Here is a 19,737-nt window from a genome sequence, read left to right on the forward strand (position 1 = left end):
TGAATGTAAGCTTAATTAATGAAACGCAATGTAGTCCAAATGAGCGAAATAGTTGTTCGAATTCGGGTTCTTCGTATGTTTCACGACTACTTTAATGATATGATTACCTGCCGCCAAATCTTGCTTATCGATTGCTAGCACTTTATTCTGCTGCGACGCCGCATAGGAGTCGAAAGTCGTCTGGAGGACGCCATCTACATAGATATCGAACTTGCCTCCGCCTGCTCCCTTTTGGGTATACAGCTTAACGCCTGTTCCATTAAAAGCGTACTCGGCATACGCATCTTGCGTGCTGCTGTACGAAATCGTTCCATCATAGCTTGCAGCCCTGGAAATGTGATTCCAAGTGCCGCTGTAAGTGATGGCTGCATTCGTATCATCAACAATTGTATCCGTTTGAGTCTGCACGGGAGTACCCAAATACTCGAACAAATCCAAATTCACATTAACGCCGCTTGAATTAGGATTCTTGGTGCCTGTTGCGACCATTTTGATCGTGTGTGTTGCGTTCGTGAGCGACGTTGCTTCATAAGCAACAACATCAAAGTCCGCTGATGCTGAATAGGAATCAAAGGTCGAGACCTTATTCCCATCGAGATAAACATCGAAGATGCCTGTCGATACGTTCTTTTTCGTAATCAGCCTTACGCCTGTGCCCGTAAACGTATATTCTGCGGAAGCACCGGCTTGACCGCTGTTTCGGTCTGTGCTTTTGAAGTAGCTGGAATTGCTCTGATCATCCCATGTGCCGCTGTAGGTGACGAGCGGACTTCGATCATCGGTTTGCTTCCACCTTGGAATCAATCCAATATTGTGCATCAGATCCAGCCCTGCCTGCGAAATTTTCCCATTCGGACCAGGTGGCACGCTTACGGCAAATGAGGCATACCTTTTGTTGTAATAATGCACCTTGTTTGCTGTATACGCTGCGCTGCTCCATGGTGCCGCCGGTGACTCATTATTGGTAAAGGACCAATAATCTGTATAGAGACTCCAAGCTTCTTCCCACGGAGTGCTGTTGCCAACCGGCGGGTCGCCATTCACTAATTCAGTCACATGCACATCGGAATCAGCTGCTTTATCATCATCATGGAAAAAGACGAGCGTATTCGGCTGAATCGATTTCACATGAGCTTCCAACTGAGCCGCTTGGCTGTTATTGATCGCTTTGGCATGATCGAACCAGATCGCAATCACGTCTCCATAATTCGTTAATAACTCAGTCAGTTCATTTTTGGCAAAATCGGTATACGCGCTATTCCCCATCACGCCATTCGGAAAATGATACCTGTCATCCGCATTAAAATAGATGGCAAACTTCAATCCGTACGCCTTGCATGCATCGGCAATGGCTTTGACGACATCGAGGTTCGGCGCAGAGCTGGTGGCAATATCGTAGGTTGTATACGCGCTATCCCAGGCTGCCCAGCCGTAACGATGTTTGGCCACGGCGATCACGTAGTCCATTCCGGCGTTTTTCGCTGCCGCTACCCACTGATTCGCATCAAAATCTGTCGGTGCAAACAGCGTGGAAGGGAAGTTTTGCGGGTTCCCCTCGCCGCCGGCTGTACCCGTGTACGTGTTTAATCCATAGTGTGGGAAAAATCCAAAGCCCAACTGTACGTATTCATCCGGTGTTATCGCCTTAGCGTTGGGGATAAAGGTAGAAACGGACAGCACAGACGCGAGTAACAAGCTGCCCATGGCGAGTATCGTTTTCTTTTTCATAGCTATCTCCTCCTCACCCTCTTAGCGCTTCACGGCGTCTGAAGCTTTCTGCACGTCGGCCATCGCTTGCTCAGGCGTCACTGCTCCGGTCGCCACCTTTTGTAAATTAGCAAAAAGCGCTTGTTCAATAGAAGCATTATCCAGGAAGCGGATGCCGCCTACATTATTCGTAAGTGTATTCAGAACCACATCAACGGATTGCTTCTCAATGTCGGTTTTGAGCGCGGATTTGTCCATGGACAGCCCCTCTTTCACAGGAAGGAATTGCAGTGCTTTGCTCAAAATCGTCTGATATTCGCCAGTAGCCATGAATTCTACGAATCTCCAGGCTGCCTCTTTATGCTTGGAATCTTTGCTAATGCCGAGGGGAACATCGCCGTTGATAAGGACACTCGTTTTGCCGCCAGCAATTGTTGGCATCGGTACTAATCCGAAGGTGCGGTCGCCAATTTTCAAACCATCCTTATTCGCTACGTCAGTCATGATCCATGCCCCAACGAGAATCATTGGAAGTTGTCTCTTCTGCTCATACATATCGCGAAGATCCGGGTCGAATTTGGTTGTCAGGTTGCCGTCTTGGAAGAGTTTATCGGTATAAAATTGTTTGAACGCATTCGTCGCTTGAAGGAACACCGGATCGGTAAATTTCACTTTTCCCGCATCTGCTTCATACAATTTGCCCGGTGCAATCTGGTTGACCAGTGTGTAGAAAACATCCGTTACCGTTGCGCTTTTACCGCCGGCGAAGCCCAAACGAGGCACGATGCCCGGCAATTTGGCCTCTTCAAACTTTTTCACGACTTGTTTCAACTCGTCATACGTCTTAGGTGGCTCTGCGCCTACTTTCTTGAACAGGTCCACATCATAGGAAAGGAACGGCGTCACCGCAACTCCTGTTGGTATCGTCTTATAATCGTTTTTCTTGGAAGATTCCATTGGCGTAGATTTGAATAGCTTTTGCCAATCCTTGCCTAACGATTTCTCGGCCAAAGGCGCTAATGGTTCGAGAATAGGCGAATAGTTCTTGATCATGGGCCCGTTGGAGAATGCCATAACATCTGGAACCTCGCCGCCTTGAATGGCGACTTGGATTTTCTTGTCATAGTCCGCCGATGGTGTGCGCACATAATTCACTTTAATTTTGGGATATTTCTCATTAAAAGCTTTGATTAAAGGTTGCCAGACATTATCTTCGGGTGACCAGGACCAGAATGAAATTTCACCTGTGACCTCTTCGGGCTTTTGCGTGGCGGCCGCTTTTGTATCGCTAGATGGGGTTGCCGTAGTGCTTTGAGTCTGAGCGGAGCATGCGGAAAGCAGAAGCAGGCCTATCAGCAAATAACTCGCGAGTCTCATTCTTTTCATAAACAGAACACTCCCTTTTCAACTTATTTAGTATAAACGTAATACCAAGTAAAATACTAGGCTTAGTTGATATTAATTTAAAGTCTATTCGTTAATAAGTCAAGAATGAGTTTTGAGCTCTTGCAAAAATTAATTTTTCCCCTTATTTAGCCCATACGCCACCACTATAATATATAAAGCGCTTTCAATATCTTGGTATTTAGTATATACGTTATACTAATTAAAAGCACGGTATTTTTTGCATACCGTCATATTTTTTTTGACACCGTTCATTATTTTGTATATCATTCATACTAAATAACTACCCTGCAGGAAGTAAGGTTGTGAGCCCTATGCATTCGAACGGACCTATCGGAAATTATGATCTTGTTAAAAAAATAAATATGGAACACGCCATCTCTACAATTTTGAAATATCGCCCCTTATCTCGTGCCAAAATTGCCTCTCTTACAGGCCTCAACAAGATGACCGTTTCAAGCTGCGTCGATCTCTTCGTACAGAAAGGTTTTGTCGTAGAACTCGGCACAACGGGAACCTCCAGAGGACGCCCGCCTACGCTGGTCGATCTGAATGAGAAAGCAGGCATCTGTGTTGGGATTGATGTTGAGATCAACCAGTTCACCGTGCTCGTCACGGATCTGCTCGGGAAAAAGCTGGACAGCATGATTATTCCGCTTCAAAGCAAAGATCCCTTCTTTTTCGTGGATGCGATTTCGGGAATTTTGAGAAAGTTAGAAAAGGATCATGCGCAACGTCAGTTAGGCATTGTAGGTGTTGGAATTGTCATTCCGGGCTACTACAATATCCGGACTGATGTCGTAGATTACAGCGCCAACCTGCAGGAATGGAACGATTTCCCTCTGCGAAGCGAGCTTGCCAAACGAGTCCCTGGGCTTACCGTTCATGTCAATCCTGCTTCTTATGCGGGCGCAATGGGGGAAGTTCATTTTGGAGGGGCCAAAGCAGCGGATCATTTAGTCTATGTAACAAGCTCTTGGGGCTTGTCCGTTGGCGTCTACAGCAAGGGAGAATTGTTCACCGGTACGACAGGTACTGCGGGGAGACTAGGACATTCCACCATTCATATGAACGGCAAGAAATGCACCTGCGGCAGCAGAGGCTGTTGGGAGATGTATGCTTCCATCAAAGCGCTTTACGAGTTATTGGAAACAACACCTCAGGAGATGACAATTGCAGACATTGTAGCAGGTATTGAGCGTGGTGATTCTAGAATCACTAGTAGCGTGCACGAGCTTGGTCATTATCAAGGTATCGGCCTAGCCAACGTGATCAATGCGTACAACCCAAGGGTGATCTGTATTGGAGGGCTTCTTGCGCTGCTTGGCCCTACGCTGATTAATTCGATCTGGAACACGCTGCGCGAAATGATTCCTGCGCGGTTTCTGCTGGGTCTGGAGATCTATTGTTCTGATTTAGGCGAGCTCGGCGTTGCCCATGGAGGCGTTTCGATGGTGTTGAGGCAGCTTTCTACGACGATCATCGAGAATTCTTTGATGGGGTGACTTTTCAGGCGTCGCAGCCGAAATAGCCGGAAAATCTACCGTTATTCTCCACCTGCTCAGTGGCAGGGAAGGGAATAGCGGTAGAAAATCCAGCTAATTCGCAGGTATCTGGCCAGGATTTGCTCAATTCAGCGAATGTAACCGTAGAAATTCCAGTTAATTGGGTAGAAGTAGAATAATTGCAGTAATTAGCAGGAGAAATCGGCGTTAGTTATAACTCCAAGCACTACACCCGCTCCACTCTCACAGGAACACCTCGCTGGATGGAAGCGCGAATCGCTTCTAATGTCGCTATCGTCGTGAAACCGTCAGCAGCATCTGGCTGCGCTGATGTGCCTTCCGTAAGACAACGAGCAAAGTGCTCCGTGTAATTCACGAATTCACCGGCATGATGGTTGACCCCTTCAAACTGAAAGTAGTGGTACGTATCCTCGAAATAAGACGCCACATGCTCATGCTCGCCCTTGTATTTCACGACCGCCTCCAGCTGTGGATATTTCGCGATAAACGTTCCTAATGTTCCGTATGCTGCAACTTCGATCCATGGCCGGCACTGATGCGGCTGCTCTAACCCGTATAAACCAAGCACTCGGCCAATGCGGCCGCTGGTAAATTTGAGATTGATGATGAACGTATCATTTCCCTGGAAATCTGCCTGCTCAGCGATCAGCGAACGGCTAGCATACGCGGATACTTCCTCCACCTCTCCCATGTACCATTTGATCAGGTCAATAGGGTGCGAGTAGCAGGCAAAAAGAAGATCGAAACCACCCTCCATCGCCCAAGGCCTATTACCATAAAACCAACGCATATCATGCACATAATGAGTTTCCATGAACGAAATCGGACCCAATCGCCCAGCTTCAAAAGCTTTGCGCTGTTCCTGCATCGGTCCGAAGAAACGCGAACTTTGGCCAACCATCAGCTTGGTGTGAGGATAGGCTGCCGTTAGCTGCATAACCTGCCTGGCCTCCGCCAAAGAATTGACCAACGGTTTTGTACAGATGACGTGCTTCCCTGCGCGAAAACAAGCTTCGATATGCGCCAAATGAAGCTGATCTGGTGTATAAATGGCCACGATATCGATATCTTCCCGTGAGAACATCTGTAACACATCGCCATAACCATACAGGATTTCATAATCCGTTTGAACTTTTCGGACTAGAGTCTCGTTCACATCACAGATAGCAATTACCTTTAGCTCCGGATGACCATGAAGCCCTTTGATCAATCCTTTCCCTTCCCCTAGTCCAATGACGCCTAGCCCGTAAGTTTTTCCAATGTGCGTAAAACGTCCATGCCCCTCCATCGTAGCCCTATCCCTCCAATAAATACTTGATCGTCGTGTCAAGCAAATAACGCGCCCCCGTATTGTTGACAATGCCTTGAGGCTGCGCGCCTAGCCCGCCTTCGAAACGAAGGGTAGTCGCTATCAATGTTCCTTGCCCCTGGGCTGATTCGAACATATATCCGGCGCGTTCAAACAATCTAGCGTCCAGCCGCTCCATCAGTGGTTGATGTGCAGGCAGGGAAGCATAATCAAACACGGTGTCTGTCGCCAAACCGAACATCGACAGTGAGGTATGCCCTTCGTGTGGATAACGATTCATCACCGGATGGTCATGGAACAATTGCAGCGATTCTCTTGAAAACGACAGCTGTTTCAAGGCGAAAGGACCGTATTGACTCCTCTGTACGAAGAGTACCTTGCCGCCTTGCTCCATGAACGATTCATGCTCAGGGAGCAGCTGCGAAGTGATAACCACTCGCGTGTTGTCTTGTAGGCCGGTTTGGGTACGAATCCCGGGATATATCGTGCTCAGCCCTGCGAAAACATGGAAGGGATCGTCGAGCACCAGCATCGATTGCTCCTCCAGCGTCAGCGCAGGCTTCGGATATACCCACAATGTCCACGCGTTGCAGACAGGAGCTTCATCCGAAGTTGACGCCATCGTTAACGTTGCACGGAGCGTAACCGCAGATGGCGTCTCAACTTCCGGTGCAGCGATCTCCAGCACACCGATCTCTCTAACTTCCCCGGTGTGTACAACGACGGAGGAAAGCACGCCTTCGCCAAGCACGTTTCCATCGGCTTCAGCAACCATTTTCCACGTGAGCAAACCGTCCTCTAGAGGACTACTCCCGTAATGGGAGATGATCAAATGCGGCCGTATGAACGTGCCAGCCGTATAATTGAACGGATCCCAGCGGACAAGTCTGTCCCCTCCACCGATCCAGCTGCGGCGATTATCCCAGGTCAGGGTCATAACTGTGGCATCATTCATCATCCGGAATTTTTCTGGAAGCTGCTTCGGCTGCCCTTTATCGTCGAAAACAGCGCTGGTAGCGATCGGATTGTCTTTGATCGAGGTGATGACATATCCGCTAATTTTGGCATATGTACGCACAAACTCAAGTACTGCTTTGCGGTACACGAAAGCGCTTCTGTTCGCATTATTCCACAGCTGCGCATGGCTAAAAGGCAAATTAAGCTTCGCAAGCTTCTCTGCTTGCCGGCTGTACTGCCAACGCTCTTCTTTGGCAACGGGGTTGACAGCCTCATCATATTGAAGCCACCATGGCAGCTCGCCGCCGTGATCCGCTAACGTTGTGTCTAGATTGCGGAACTCGTCATAATCGCAAAATTCCCCGAAAACCCATGGCTTGTCTTCTCGCCATGACCCTGCAAATTGACTTAGCAGATCCGGAAAGAAATGAAAATCTGTATAGAAATGATAGTCATAGAAATCTGCATATTCTTTCAAAAGCCCGCCATAGCACTCGCCGGAGCCGCTGTTATCACGGATGATGGCTTGATCCGTGAGGCTTTTCGCCATGGCATAAAGCTCTTGCAGAAAGGTTGAATCCGCGGATTGATCCAATTCACAGCCGAGTGTCCAGATGCTGAGCGATGGATGATTGCGCACTTCACGAAGAATGGATTCAAACTGAGCGAACGTACGTTCTTTGAACTCCGGCGTTACCTCAGGTAACCACATCGGCATTTCCTGCCACAACAGTACCCCCATCTCATCAGCCAATTCATAATAGTCCTTCACAGGTACATACAGACAGTGTTTAACAAGGTTAAACCCGCTCTCCTTGACACGCTTCAGTTCTTCGCGAATCTCATCTCTGCTTGGTATCGGCGCAATGGTATCGGCATACCAGCCCCAGTGGAGCACGCCTCTCAAGTAGATCGGCTTTCCGTTCAAGAGAAATTGATCCCTGTAAATTTCCAGCTCTTTCATACCGAATCGACAATCATGGCTGCTTATTTCGCAGGTATCCCCTAGAACAGCCACATGCAGCTGGTAGAGTGTCGGTGACTCTGGGCTCCATAAGGAGATCGCGTCTTCAAACATCAACCATAGCTTATCCTCCACCCGCTCCACAGCGGATGGAATCTTAACCGTTTGTTCTTTGCGGCTTACGACTTTGCCGTGTTTATCTTTGATTTCGGCCGCTACGGTAACGGAGCACTCGGTGTCACTAGGTACTGTCAGTAGAGTAAATTCCACCTCGACTGCTTGATGAAGAACGCGAGGTTTCGCGAAAACATCTCGTATCACTACGTCAGGAACAAGCTGCAAGTGCACCGGTTTCCAGATCCCGCCGAAAATAACGCCAACATCAGGTAAAAACCCTGCGAGGCTCGCCCGCAGGGGGAACCTCACACCCTGTTTGTATACCATAATCAACAGCTCATTCTCTGCTCCGAAGGCGAGCAGTCCCTCCACCCGAGCCTGGAATCCGCTCCAGCCTCCTTCATGCTTGCATGCTAATCCACCATTTACATAGATTTCGCAATAGTAGTTCACACCGCCAAAATCCAATGCCACTCGTCGGCCCATCCACTCTGATGGCACATCAAAGGATCTTCGGTACCACACAGGACCGTCCGCCTGTTTGTTAGCCTCTATCTGCTCCCAGCAGCCCGGGACAATTATGTCCCGCCACTGCGTATGAGCATTCAAGTCTTCCCTGAACGCATGTGCAAAATCGATGCTGGCTTCCCATTTACCGTTTAAACTGATACGGTCAACTGATTTTGGCATATTCATTTTCATATCCGTCATGTGTGTCACCCGATCCTTCAGAAACTAAATTTACTGAATCTCGTACAGCGCCGCCTCGACTTTAGCCTCTGGCAGCCATACACGCATTTTCCCTGAATCACGGTTATCCCACGTATAGTACGGAATCGCTTGGAACGTGTCGGTCGGACTGCCCCCCACAGCGTATAAGGTGACAACACCTTCGAGCAAATTCGGCTCGAACACCGCTTGGAAGCGTGTATGTGGCGACACAATCGTCTGCTCATAAGCCGCCGCATTATCCATTTCTTCGATGCAATAGACGATCGGACCGCGCTGTAGAGCAACCTTGCCCGTGTTTTCAATCACTAGTGGGTGCGCATACACCTTCTGAACCGGCATCTCGAGAACAAGCTCGATCTCCATGCCAGCCTTCCATGCCCGGCATAACTTTACGTACCCATTATGCATGCTTGGATGAGTCTGCGCTTCGCCGTCCACCTTCAGTGTGAAGTTTTTGCACCAGCTTGGAATTCGCAACAGCAAATCATAAGGCGTTTCACCGCTTTCTTCTACTCGAATCGTCACAGTTCCGTCCCATGGGAAATTCGTTTCTTGCTTCAACGTAACCCCTTCATTACCAACTTGCAAAGACCCTATCCCAGCAATATATTGATTGATCACAATTTGTCTTTCATTGACGGCATACACATAATTGCCGATTGACGGGATAAATCTTGCAATTTGTGTCGGGCAGCAAGAGCAGTTGTACCATTCCACGCGGTGATGGCTGCCGTCCGTCTCGAGCGGATTCACATAGAAAAACTTATCGCCAGACAAGGAAACACCTGCTAATGCGCCATTATACATTTCGCGCTCAACGATGTCGGCGTATTTACTATCTCCATGCAGCAGGTTCATCCGATGGTTCCATAAGATCATCGCCACAGAAGCACAGGTTTCACAATATGCGCTTTGATTCGGCAAATCGTAATCCGACGTAAAGCCCTCATTGTCCTTGGAAGGACCAATACCGCCAGTGATGTACATATTTTTGTTCACAACATTGTCCCAGAGTCGATCCAGCGCGCCCAAGTAACCTTCATCCCCAGTCAAAGCTGCCACATCAGTCATCCCTGCATACATGTAGACGGCACGCACCGCATGTCCTGTCACTGTTGACATTTCACGCACCGGGAGGTGATCCTGTGAATACGCAGCGCCCCAATCTGCCCGATCCCAGCTATAGCCGACACCATGCCCATGTCCTCTTTCTTCCAGAAACCAATAAGCAAGCTTCCAATACCGCTCTTCTTTGGTTTCCAGATATAACTTCACAAGTGCCAGCTCGATTTCCTGATGTCCAGAAACCCAGTGACGTTTATTCGGTCCGAACAAAGCATCGATATGATCAGCCAACTTTATGGCAGCATCCAGCAGCTTGCGCTTTCCTGTTGCTTGATAATAAGCAATCGCCGCTTCAATTAGGTGTCCTGCACAGTACTCCTCATGCTTGTTCATATCCGTCCATTTCTTGTCGGGTTCAGCCAGCGTGAAATAGGTTTGGAGGTATCCATCCTCCTCTTGAGCTGCGGCAATGAAATCAATTACCTTGTCGGCTTCTGCCTCCAGCTCGGCATCCGGCTCGTTCATAAGGGAATAAGCGATCCCTTCAAGAACTTTGTATACATCTGAATCATTATAAAAAATCCCCTCAAATTCACCGTCCATCAAACCTGCGGCTTTGGCGAAATTCGAAATTCTTCCTGTTTGTTCACACTGGGTCAGACAAGCTTTCAAGGTCGTTTTTTGCAAAGCTTTCATCCTGGCAGACCAAAATTTATCCTCTATGAAAACCTGCGTAAATGGTACCTGAGCCAATTGCTGAAATGGCAGCTTATGCGTGGAAAGTGAATTATTTTGCACCATGCTATTCATCCTATCCGACCTCTCTCTGGGTTAATGGTGTATGCTTTACCCTTTCATTCCTGTCAATGAAATTCCTTGAACGAAGTATTTTTGGCTAAAAATATAGACGATGAGCACCGGCAAAATCACTAGAAGAGAAGCACCCATCTGCAGAGGCCAGTTCGTCGTGTACACATTGCGGAAAATGGAAAGCCCAACCTCGAGCGTTCTCATTTCAGACGTATTCGTCACAAGCAGAGGCCATAAGAAATCGGTCCATATTCCCATAAAGGTAAAAACAGAAAGTGTTGCCAATGCTGGTTTCGATAAGGGGACAATGATGTTCCAGTAGATTCGCAGCTCGCTGCAGCCGTCAATCCTGGCCGCATCTTCCGTTTCTTTTGGCAGCCCCAGAAAAAACTGCTTTAGCATGAAAATGCCGTAGGCACTGCTTAGTCCTGGTACGATGAGGGCCGCATATTTATCCAACCAACCGAATTTGTACACCATCACATACGTCGGAATGAGCGTAACCTCGGATGGAATCATCATCGTTGATAGAAAAATAATAAAAATAATATCCCGACCCTTAAAGGAAAGACGGGCAAATGCATAGGCCGCAAGCGAACAGACCAATAGCTGCCCGGCAACAACCATGCCCGTAACGAAGACCGTATTTTTCAAAAACGTCATGAAAGGGGCTGCTTTAAAAATCGTTGCATAGTTCACCCACTCCCAAGTTTCTGGTATGAACCGTGGCGGGAATTCGAAAACAGCGTACTCCTGCTTCAGCGAAGTGGTAAACATCCAGATAAACGGGTACAACATGGATAAACTAACAATAATCAACATGATGTAGGTCAGTGTGCCTGCGAGGAGGTGAGTCACGTTGACCGGTTTTCTCCTACTTGTTAATACAGCAGCCATACTCGCACTCCCCCCTCTTAATATTCATAATTAAATCGTTTCATGACTTTGATTTGAATCATTGTAACCGTGAAAATAACCGCAAACAGGACGTATGACTGCGCCGAGGCATAGCCCATGTTAAAGCGCTTGAATGCCTGATCATAAATATGATAGACAACTACATCCGTTGAGCCGAGCGGGCCGCCCTCAGTCAACATATAGACGACCGTGAACACTTGAAATGAAGAGATAACCGAAGTTACGGCCAGGAAAAAGAGTGTCGGCGTCAGCAGTGGCACCGTGACCGACCAGAACATGCGCCATCTGGAAGCACCATCGATTTTGGCTGCTTCATACAGATGATCGGGAATGCCCTGTAAACCAGCTAGGAAAATGATCATTTGATATCCGATCCCTTTCCAGACCGATACCATGATAACGGCAATCATGGCCCAATTCGGGTCCAGCAGCCATTTGATGCCTGTAATGCCGACTTTGGCGAGCAGGAAGTTCAATAAGCCAAACTCCGGCTGCAAAATCCACTGCCAAACCATCGCAATAGCTACGGTCGAGGAGATAACGGGAAGAAAAAAGATCGTCCTGAACCAATAGACTCCCCGCATTTTCCGATTCAGCACGATGGCGACGATGAGGGAAACAGCAATCCCCGTCGGCACACTGCCTGCCACGAAATAAAACGTATGCTTCATGGCAATCCAGAAGTCGGTATCATCGAGCAGTTTTGTATAGTTGCCTAGGCCAACGAAGGGTTTATCCGGCTTCAGGATGCTCCACTTATGAAAGCTAAGATATAAAGCGAACAATATGGGATAAATAATGAAAACGATCAAATGCAAAGAGGCAGGCAAGATGAATAAATAACCGATTGGCTTCTCATCGCTAGCTGTTTGCCCTCTAAGTTTTTTCCAGAAACTCGGCTTAGTGACCTGTTTGGATGAAGGGAGGCTTACCGCAGCGTCGCTTTCCATAGTGTCTCTCCTTTCCTGACACGAAGCTAACTACTCGTTAATAATTTTATCGATCTTGGGAACAGCGTCGTCGAACGCTTTTTGAACTGGCGTGTTGTTCACGATGATCTGTTCAATGGCTTTGTCGATTTCTTTCTCAATCGGATCCCATTTCGGATGAATCGAGCCCCAAGGTTGACGCGCGTACTGAACCTCTTTCACGAATGCCTGCTCCAGCGGTTTATCCTTCGCGTATTCTTCGGATACCGATTTCACGGCTGAAAGCTCGAGGCCGGATTGAATGCGCATTTTCTGGCCTACCTCCGACTCCGCCATGAATTTCGCCAATTGATACGCTTCTTGCGGATGTTTCGTGCTTGCCGATGCTGCCCAACCCGCTTCATACATGACGGAAACGTTCTCTTTACTTTTCGGCAATCCAACGATACCCAAATTATTGATGTTAAACTTACCCGCTTTAGCTGTATCGTTCAAACCAAGCAACGTCCAGTGACCGCTGATATTCATCGCGATTTTGCCTGTTTGGAAGAAAAGGTCGCCGAATGCTTTCTTCACCGATGGTGTCGGAGAAACCTTATGTTTGGTTACTAGATCCGTGTAGAACTGGTAGGCCTCCACAGTTGCCGGACTGTTCAGGAAGCCTTTGGCGGTTTTACCGTCTTTGCTAAGAACGTCACCGCCGTTTTGCCATACGAATGGAACCGACTTATAGAAGTAGGGATCAGCTGTGAAACCATACTGCTCGGTTTTGCCATCTGCGCCTGCTTTCGTTAATTTCTTCGCTGTTTCAAGAAAATCGTTCCAGGTCCAGCCTTCTTTGGGATACGGAACACCGCTTTTATCAAACACTTCCTTGTTGTAATACACGACTAACGGTGTGAAACCACGAGGAAGATCATAGATTTTATCACCGCGAACGCCGATATTATACACATTTTCATACCAGACATCCTTGTTGAACGTTGAATCTTTTTTGGCATATGGACCCATATCCAGCACGGCATTGTTGTCAATAAATTGGGGGAGTACGACGGAATCCATCAAGAATACGTCTGGTGCATTGCCGGATGCGACGGATGCAAGCAGCTTCTGGTTAGAGTCGTCGCCTGGAATCGGTTCGTAGGCTACTTCGATGTTCGGATTTTTGTCCATGAAAGCTTTGATCGCCGCTTGTTCCGCTGTTGCTTCTTCAACTGCTGCGCCGGAAGAAATGCGTAATTTGACCTTCTCTCCGCTTTTTCCACTGGTCGTTGCTGCACTATCTTTATCTGCACTGCAACCCGATAAGGCAACCACTGAAGCCAAACATCCTGCTAATACGATTGTTGAAGTCTTCACCATAACCTACCAACTCCCCGTCTTTAATTATTATAAAAATACAATCTCATCCAGCCATACATGAAACTGTCCGCCATGAGAAGAGTATTCTATAACCACATTTTGCAGCTTGCTGAACTGAGGATTTCCAGTGATTTTGACGTGCCAGGTGTCTGAGCTCTCATTGAAAGTCTGCGCATCTGCCGCCGTGACCAGAGGAACTTGAAAATACGACCACCCGTATCTGGCTTCAGAAGCAATTTTGCTCCAATTGAAGATAGGTGCTTTGCACAGGTAATGGATGCTGTTCTGGTCATCTTGCATGAACCGCAGCTTCAAGCCGTCTTGCGTGAAACCACCCCACATTTCATGGTGGTACTTCATCCAGAAGGCGAACTGTGTCGCCTGATTAAGCTGAAATAACTGCCTATCTGGCGTACTTATATCCAAACGAATTCGCGTCAGTGTTGAAGCGGAACGCAGGTAGACGGATTGCCCCTTTTGAACAGCATTGTCCCTATCTTGCGTTATGGAAGCGAATTGATCAGGCACTACATGCGTAATTTGCGTTAAGGCTGCATCCACAGCAAGCAGGACCGTATCCGGATGAGGCAGCACATACAGGTCATACCAAGCAAGGTCTGATAAGAGGCCGCTTGAAACGGTCAAAGCAACGCGATAGAACCCCGGATTTTCGTAAATGTGCGTGATCTCCGGCTGCTCTTGAACCGTTCCGTCACCCATCTCCCACCTGTAAACGAGAGCTCCGCCTTCAACGTCCACACTTTCAGATGCAGTAAAGGAAATAGGCTGCCCTGCTGTTGCCTGAGAAGTCAATAGATTTACTTTTGCTTGGGGCGCTGCCTTTTGGGTCGTTTCGGAGCTAATCGCAACATTCTTCACATTGACATCCGGATGCACGTCGCCAAGCCGATTATTCGCCATCACATTGGCAGATATGTTGATCCATTCCGCATGCTTCATATAAATGCCATAGGTGTCATTATCCGTGATCTCATTCTGTTCAATGATCCAGTGATACGCTTCGTACCCTTGCTTGAACCCGATGGCGAGACCTGCGCTCTTATTGTGATGGATGTGATTATTGCGCATGATAAAATGACTGCTTGAACCGTTCACGACCGCAATCCCTGCGTTCCCGAAAGGCTCTGGCGCATTCGCAATCCGCACGCCATTGTAGGCTGCTTCATTCCCTATCAGCACGGCATGACAGGAACCCCCTAGCCAGAAGCCATAGCTCGAATGATTACCTTTGTTGTTTACAAACGTGTTTCCCGGATCCCATACCTCCCACGCATTATTGTGCGCATAAGAAGCATCGTTGCCTTCAAAATAATTATCTGTGGAGACCCAACCGTTTAATGAACGGATAAATACGCCGTCGCCTCCATATGTAAAATCATTTGCATAAAATCTGTTTTTATTGGAACCGCTTTCAATGAGTGCTGATGTAGAATCTCTGGCATGTACTTCTCCTGGAGCAATGCGAATGCCATAGCTAAAATTATTATTGGAAAATGTATTATTGGAGGAGCGCCACAATTTCAGGCACACATTCGTGCAATGAGACATGTCATTATGCTCGATAACGTTGATCTCACAGTTTTTGAGATGAAGACCGTTCCAGTTATAATTGCCTTTATTCCCTTTGATCGTGCTATGTGTCACACTTTCTAGGTGTATGGCACCAAACGGCTCACCATCTCCCCAACCATAGTCTGGGTCTGAGTAGTTGTAGGACAAATCATTGTTCAGGATCGTCCAATTGGACCCATTCATGACTTTCATCCCGGTTTGGAAACCGCGAATGGTCGTGTTTTTCACGGTAACGTGGCTGATCCCGCTCGCCAAAAGGCCAATTCCACTATACGTATGGATATTGCCTTCCCGTCCACGGCCGCGAATGATTGCGCCGTTTCCATCAATGCTAATTCCATCCCCAGCGACGATAAGGCCAAGGCCATCACTAAACACATACTCGCCAGGCTCGAAGATAACATCCTCCGTAATCACCATGCCTGAGTAGGGCTTCACATATAAGCTCATTTCCTTGGCGCTCCCCTTTCCCTCTCACCCGCTTCAATCTATTCCTGAATCAACTTGGATCGCTTTTGTCGTTTCTCTTTCAATCACATTCCCTTTGACCAGCAAATTCACTTGTTTATCCTTATGAGCTTGGTTTTGAATGATCTCGCAAAGTGTCTTAGCTGCCATCATCCCTACTTCATACAAAGGCAACGAAATTGTCGTCAGCCTTGGTCTAGCATACTTGGCGATAATCCGGTTATCATACCCCATGATCGAAATGTCATCAGGAATGCTTAGCCCGAGCTCTCTCGCCGCATCCATAACACCAATAGCTATCATGTCGCTTGAGGCGAAAATGGCGGTCGGCCGATCCTCTAGAAGCAGCAATTCCTTCGCCAGCTTGTATCCAGATTCTTCGTACCAATCTCCATGCTTGACGAATTCTTCCCTAGGCTCCACATGGTGATCTTTCAGTGCATCGTAATAACCGTTCAAACGTTTTGCACTGGCGTGCCAATCGAATGGTCCGTTGATAAACGCAATTTTTGTGTGATTTAAGTTTAATAAATACGTTGTTGCATCATAACCGCCGGCATAATCATCCGTGAGCACGTTATGAATCGATTCCTCATCGCTTCCCGTACGGTTAATCAAAACAGTGGGCATCTTCAAGTGTGGAAACTCCTCCACCGCATTCAGCGTCGTATCGGCGAGAATAACACCATCCAGCTTTAAATTGGTAAAAAAATCAAGAGCAGCAACTTCACTTTCGAGCTCGTGCTGAATATTCCAAAGCAGAACGCTAAAGCCGTTCTTGCGGGCTTCATCCTCGACACCTCGCGCGATAAATCCACTAAGCTCATCGGACACGTCATCCAAAATTAAGCCAATCATCAAAGATGACTTTTGGCGGAGATTCCTTGCCACAAGATTCGGGCGATAACCCAGTTCTTCTGCGATTTTCTGTATTCTCTCTCGGGAGGCGGCACTGATCTTCTCGTTATTAGCCAGCGCCCTTGAGACCGTGGCGGCGGATACGTTCGCCAACTTTGCAATGTCATAAATATTAGCCATAAACGAACCCTTTCCAGTTGTGTCGTGCAAGCTATGCAATCGATTACAAACGTAGTGTAATCGATTGCATTACCAAGTGTCAACACAAAAAAACAAACCCAAACATTCGACAAAAAGCTTTATTTCCCGCGGGTTTCGCGAGGGTAAATGAATTAAAACCCAGCGGAGAATTATCCGCTAGGTTCATTTCAATACTGCTATTTGATAAGCGTCTTTGGAGACTCTTATTCACCCCCGCGGTCCTACCACTCATACACCTGCAATGGCTCAGCCAAACGAAGTTTATGCTTGACATGAAACGGGTCACGCGCATCCGCGAGCACATAATCATCCACATAGTGCATGAGCAGCATCTTCTCCTGAATGGACGCTGGGAGAGATAGCAGCTCATCAAGTGACGTATGCGACGGCAACTGATCCTCCTGCATATGGCATTCATGGAAGATCGTTTGCACCTCGCCGGCAACCTCCGCTAAATACGTCTCATCCAACCTCGTATCTCCGCTAAAATAGAAATATGGCTTACAAAACAGGCCGTAGCTAAGCATGTCCGGCACATGCTGCGTACGAATAAGCTCGAACCGCTCACCCGCGATTTCAAAAGCAGTTTCTACGCATTCCACGTCAAAATAGTCCTCAAGAACCCGCTTCCCTCTCGTGGTTAGCTCCAGCCCCTGACGCAAAACCTGCCATAGATCAGCTAGCAGGCCTGTTGGCACGTAAAGCTTCGGCTTGGTTTTGCCGGGATACACCCGATGAAACAACGCCAGCTTCGACAAGCCATTAATGTGATCCTCATGCAAATGGGTGACGAAAATATGCTCAACCTCATTGAGCTTCATGCCCATCTGACGCAAACTTGCATGATTCGACTCTGGAAAGTCGATGCACAGATTGGTATCTCCCAACGTGAGTAGAGCGCTGTTATGGCCTTGCTCGACACTAAAGCCATCACCACAGCCCAAAAATGTTAATTTCATCCTACACGCCTCCCTTCAGAGTCCCGTTAAATTGATACGCTATTGCCAAGGAATATGTAATATGATACCTGTAGAAAATTGTCATTAGGAGGACATCATGCTTTCACTTTCACCTTCACCGCACAAACCTAAGCCAAAAATCCAACTGCGTTCCTCGCTCTTCATCCTCATGATTTCGTTAATCATTGTACTACTAACCGACAGCGTATTCTACACATACTCGAAGCGGATGCTGTCATCGGAGCTTGAAACCAAACTGGAGTTAATTGCTGATACCATAGCCATTTCCATTAAACATTCCAAGGCTGGCGAGAAATATGTGGAAAATCTGATCGGGCAAAATTTGCGCACAGCTTCTTTAGCTTTGCAGTACAAGCTTGATCCGGACATCGAAAAAGTAACCAATGAAGAGCTTGTCCTTCTCAGCAAAGAGCTGATGGTCGATCATATTACACTCATGAAACGCAGCGGCGATGACATCATTGGCTATAAATCTACGGAGCCGAAGGAAATCAATATGAGCACCAAGAACTGGAGCCGAGATTGGTTCAAAGCTTTCAATCAACTCCTAGATACCAAAGAAACCAATGTCAAAACTGGCCAGGCCTTACCGAATTATTGGTCGGGACCGATGAATACGTCCATGTCAGACCCGCAATATGTGGACAAATGGGGTTATTATTATGATGGCCGCACGAATTACATCCTTGATCCTTATGTTCACGATACCTTCTTTCGTGATTATCAACGGGAAACGGGCGTGGATGCCGTTATCAATGAAATGATCCATGGCTATACCGACCATGGCGCCGAAGAAATTGCCGTTTTTAACCCGCCCATTTTCCTTGGACAACAGGAACAGTACAAGAAAGAAGGCTATACCTGGTTCACTGACCGGGAAATCTTGTTTGGCTCCTACACCATGAAAGATAAGCGCGATCAAGACATGGTGCAATCGGTTTTAAAATCAAAACAGACGCAGCGGTTGCTCACCAACATTGACGGTAGATCCTACCTCAAAATGTTCATCCCGCTCCAACTGGATATCCCTGTCGTAATTGGACTTACGGCCGACTATGAGAAAGTGCAAAATTCCCTGAATCAGCAGCAAAGAAACCTCCTGCTTCTTATCGCCACAACCGCTATTCTTGCCTTCATTCTGGTCATTTTGAGCTTTCGATTCATTAACCGCAATCGCGAGGCTACCGCGGAAAGCGTTCAAGAAGTATATGTTGATCATATCGGATCACTATTCCGTTCCATGAAGGAGCAACGGCACGATTTTAATAACCATGTATCGACGATTCATTCACTTGTCCATCTCAAAGAGTTCGAGGAGCTGAGCCGCTATACCGCTGAACTGATCGGTGAAACGACCGCTCTGAACGATATTATCCAAATCAATGTGCCAGCACTATCAGCCATTGTTCAGTCCAAAGTCATTCAAGCCGTTGAGCGTAAAATTACGTTTCAGCATGATGTTGCCAATCTCAAAGATATCCCACTTGGAGCCGTGAAGGCAACGGACTTGGTTCGCATCATTTCCAACCTGGTTGATAACGCATTCGATGCCGTCTCCCTGCCTAATAAAGAAGGGGACAAACAGGTTCGTCTAGTCGGTTATGCGGATGGACATTCTCTAATCTTCCTTGTTATCAATAATGGGGCACAGATTCCCAGTGAACTTCTCGCACGAATCTTCGAGCCTGGCTTCTCGACCAAGAATCCAGATGACCTTCACGCTGGCTTAGGGCTAAGTATCGTCAAACAACTGGTCGACAAGTATGATGGAACCGTTCGGGTAAGCTCAACGGAAAGCGAAACAACCTTTACAATTACCATTGAAGTTTAAATGATT

At 47.5% G+C, this 19,737-nt stretch carries 13 protein-coding genes; 2 read left to right on the forward strand and 11 right to left on the reverse strand.

The genetic code is table 11. The features are described 5' to 3' along the window. Positions 1-15: 15 nt before the first annotated feature. Both GQF01_RS28855 and GQF01_RS28860 read right to left on the reverse strand, forming a co-directional pair. A complete protein-coding gene (locus GQF01_RS28855; RefSeq protein ID WP_161410403.1) occupies positions 16-1,728 on the reverse strand; it encodes an alpha-L-fucosidase in 1,713 nt (570 codons plus the stop codon). Between the two features lie 21 nt (positions 1,729-1,749). After that, a complete protein-coding gene (locus GQF01_RS28860; protein ID WP_161410404.1) occupies positions 1,750-3,093 on the reverse strand; it encodes an ABC transporter substrate-binding protein in 1,344 nt (447 codons plus the stop codon). Between the two features lie 332 nt (positions 3,094-3,425). Between GQF01_RS28860 and GQF01_RS28865 the strand changes: the two genes are divergently transcribed. Next, positions 3,426-4,616, forward strand: a complete 1,191-nt coding sequence (locus GQF01_RS28865; protein ID WP_235960639.1) for an ROK family protein — start codon at positions 3,426-3,428, stop codon at positions 4,614-4,616. A 226-nt stretch (positions 4,617-4,842) separates the two neighbouring features. On the opposite strand, the gene GQF01_RS28870 is transcribed toward GQF01_RS28865, so the two are convergent. The 9 genes from GQF01_RS28870 to GQF01_RS28910 form a co-directional block, all read right to left on the reverse strand. After that, complete coding sequence (locus GQF01_RS28870) at positions 4,843-5,925, reverse strand: Gfo/Idh/MocA family protein (protein ID WP_161410406.1); 1,083 nt, start codon at positions 5,923-5,925, stop codon at positions 4,843-4,845. Positions 5,926-5,932: 7 nt separating this feature from the next. Further along, positions 5,933-8,674 carry a glycoside hydrolase family 2 protein gene (locus GQF01_RS28875; RefSeq protein ID WP_161410407.1) on the reverse strand — a complete coding sequence of 914 codons (2,742 nt, stop codon included), beginning with the start codon at positions 8,672-8,674 and terminating at the stop codon, positions 5,933-5,935. 51 nt (positions 8,675-8,725) lie between these two features. Beyond that, positions 8,726-10,591, reverse strand: coding sequence for a glycoside hydrolase family 127 protein (locus GQF01_RS28880; protein ID WP_235960621.1), 1,866 nt, complete (start codon positions 10,589-10,591; stop codon positions 8,726-8,728). Positions 10,592-10,627: 36 nt separating this feature from the next. Next, the gene (locus GQF01_RS28885; RefSeq protein WP_161410408.1) at positions 10,628-11,488 is read right to left on the reverse strand and encodes a carbohydrate ABC transporter permease; all 861 of its coding nucleotides are present in this window, start codon (positions 11,486-11,488) and stop codon (positions 10,628-10,630) included. 17 nt (positions 11,489-11,505) lie between these two features. Further along, positions 11,506-12,459, reverse strand: a complete 954-nt coding sequence (locus GQF01_RS28890; RefSeq protein WP_161410409.1) for a carbohydrate ABC transporter permease — start codon at positions 12,457-12,459, stop codon at positions 11,506-11,508. Positions 12,460-12,489: 30 nt separating this feature from the next. Next, complete coding sequence (locus tag GQF01_RS28895) at positions 12,490-13,800, reverse strand: ABC transporter substrate-binding protein (protein WP_161410410.1); 1,311 nt, start codon at positions 13,798-13,800, stop codon at positions 12,490-12,492. Between the two features lie 27 nt (positions 13,801-13,827). After that, positions 13,828-15,843 (reverse strand): right-handed parallel beta-helix repeat-containing protein, encoded by a 2,016-nt coding sequence (locus tag GQF01_RS28900; protein WP_161410411.1) that lies wholly within the window; start codon positions 15,841-15,843, stop codon positions 13,828-13,830. A gap of 33 nt (positions 15,844-15,876) precedes the next feature. Beyond that, positions 15,877-16,899 (reverse strand): LacI family DNA-binding transcriptional regulator, encoded by a 1,023-nt coding sequence (locus tag GQF01_RS28905; protein WP_161410412.1) that lies wholly within the window; start codon positions 16,897-16,899, stop codon positions 15,877-15,879. A gap of 242 nt (positions 16,900-17,141) precedes the next feature. After that, positions 17,142-17,879: an MBL fold metallo-hydrolase gene (locus GQF01_RS28910; RefSeq protein ID WP_161410413.1), complete on the reverse strand. Its 738-nt coding sequence runs from the start codon at positions 17,877-17,879 to the stop codon at positions 17,142-17,144. A 97-nt stretch (positions 17,880-17,976) separates the two neighbouring features. Here GQF01_RS28910 and GQF01_RS28915 point away from each other — a divergent pair, with 97 nt between their 5' ends. After that, positions 17,977-19,731, forward strand: a complete 1,755-nt coding sequence (locus GQF01_RS28915; protein ID WP_202556762.1) for a sensor histidine kinase — start codon at positions 17,977-17,979, stop codon at positions 19,729-19,731. The last annotated feature ends 6 nt before the right edge of the window (positions 19,732-19,737 follow it).

The sequence above is a fragment of the Paenibacillus silvestris genome, from assembly GCF_009882985.1.
Lineage (GTDB): Bacteria > Bacillota > Bacilli > Paenibacillales > NBRC-103111 > Paenibacillus_E > Paenibacillus_E silvestris.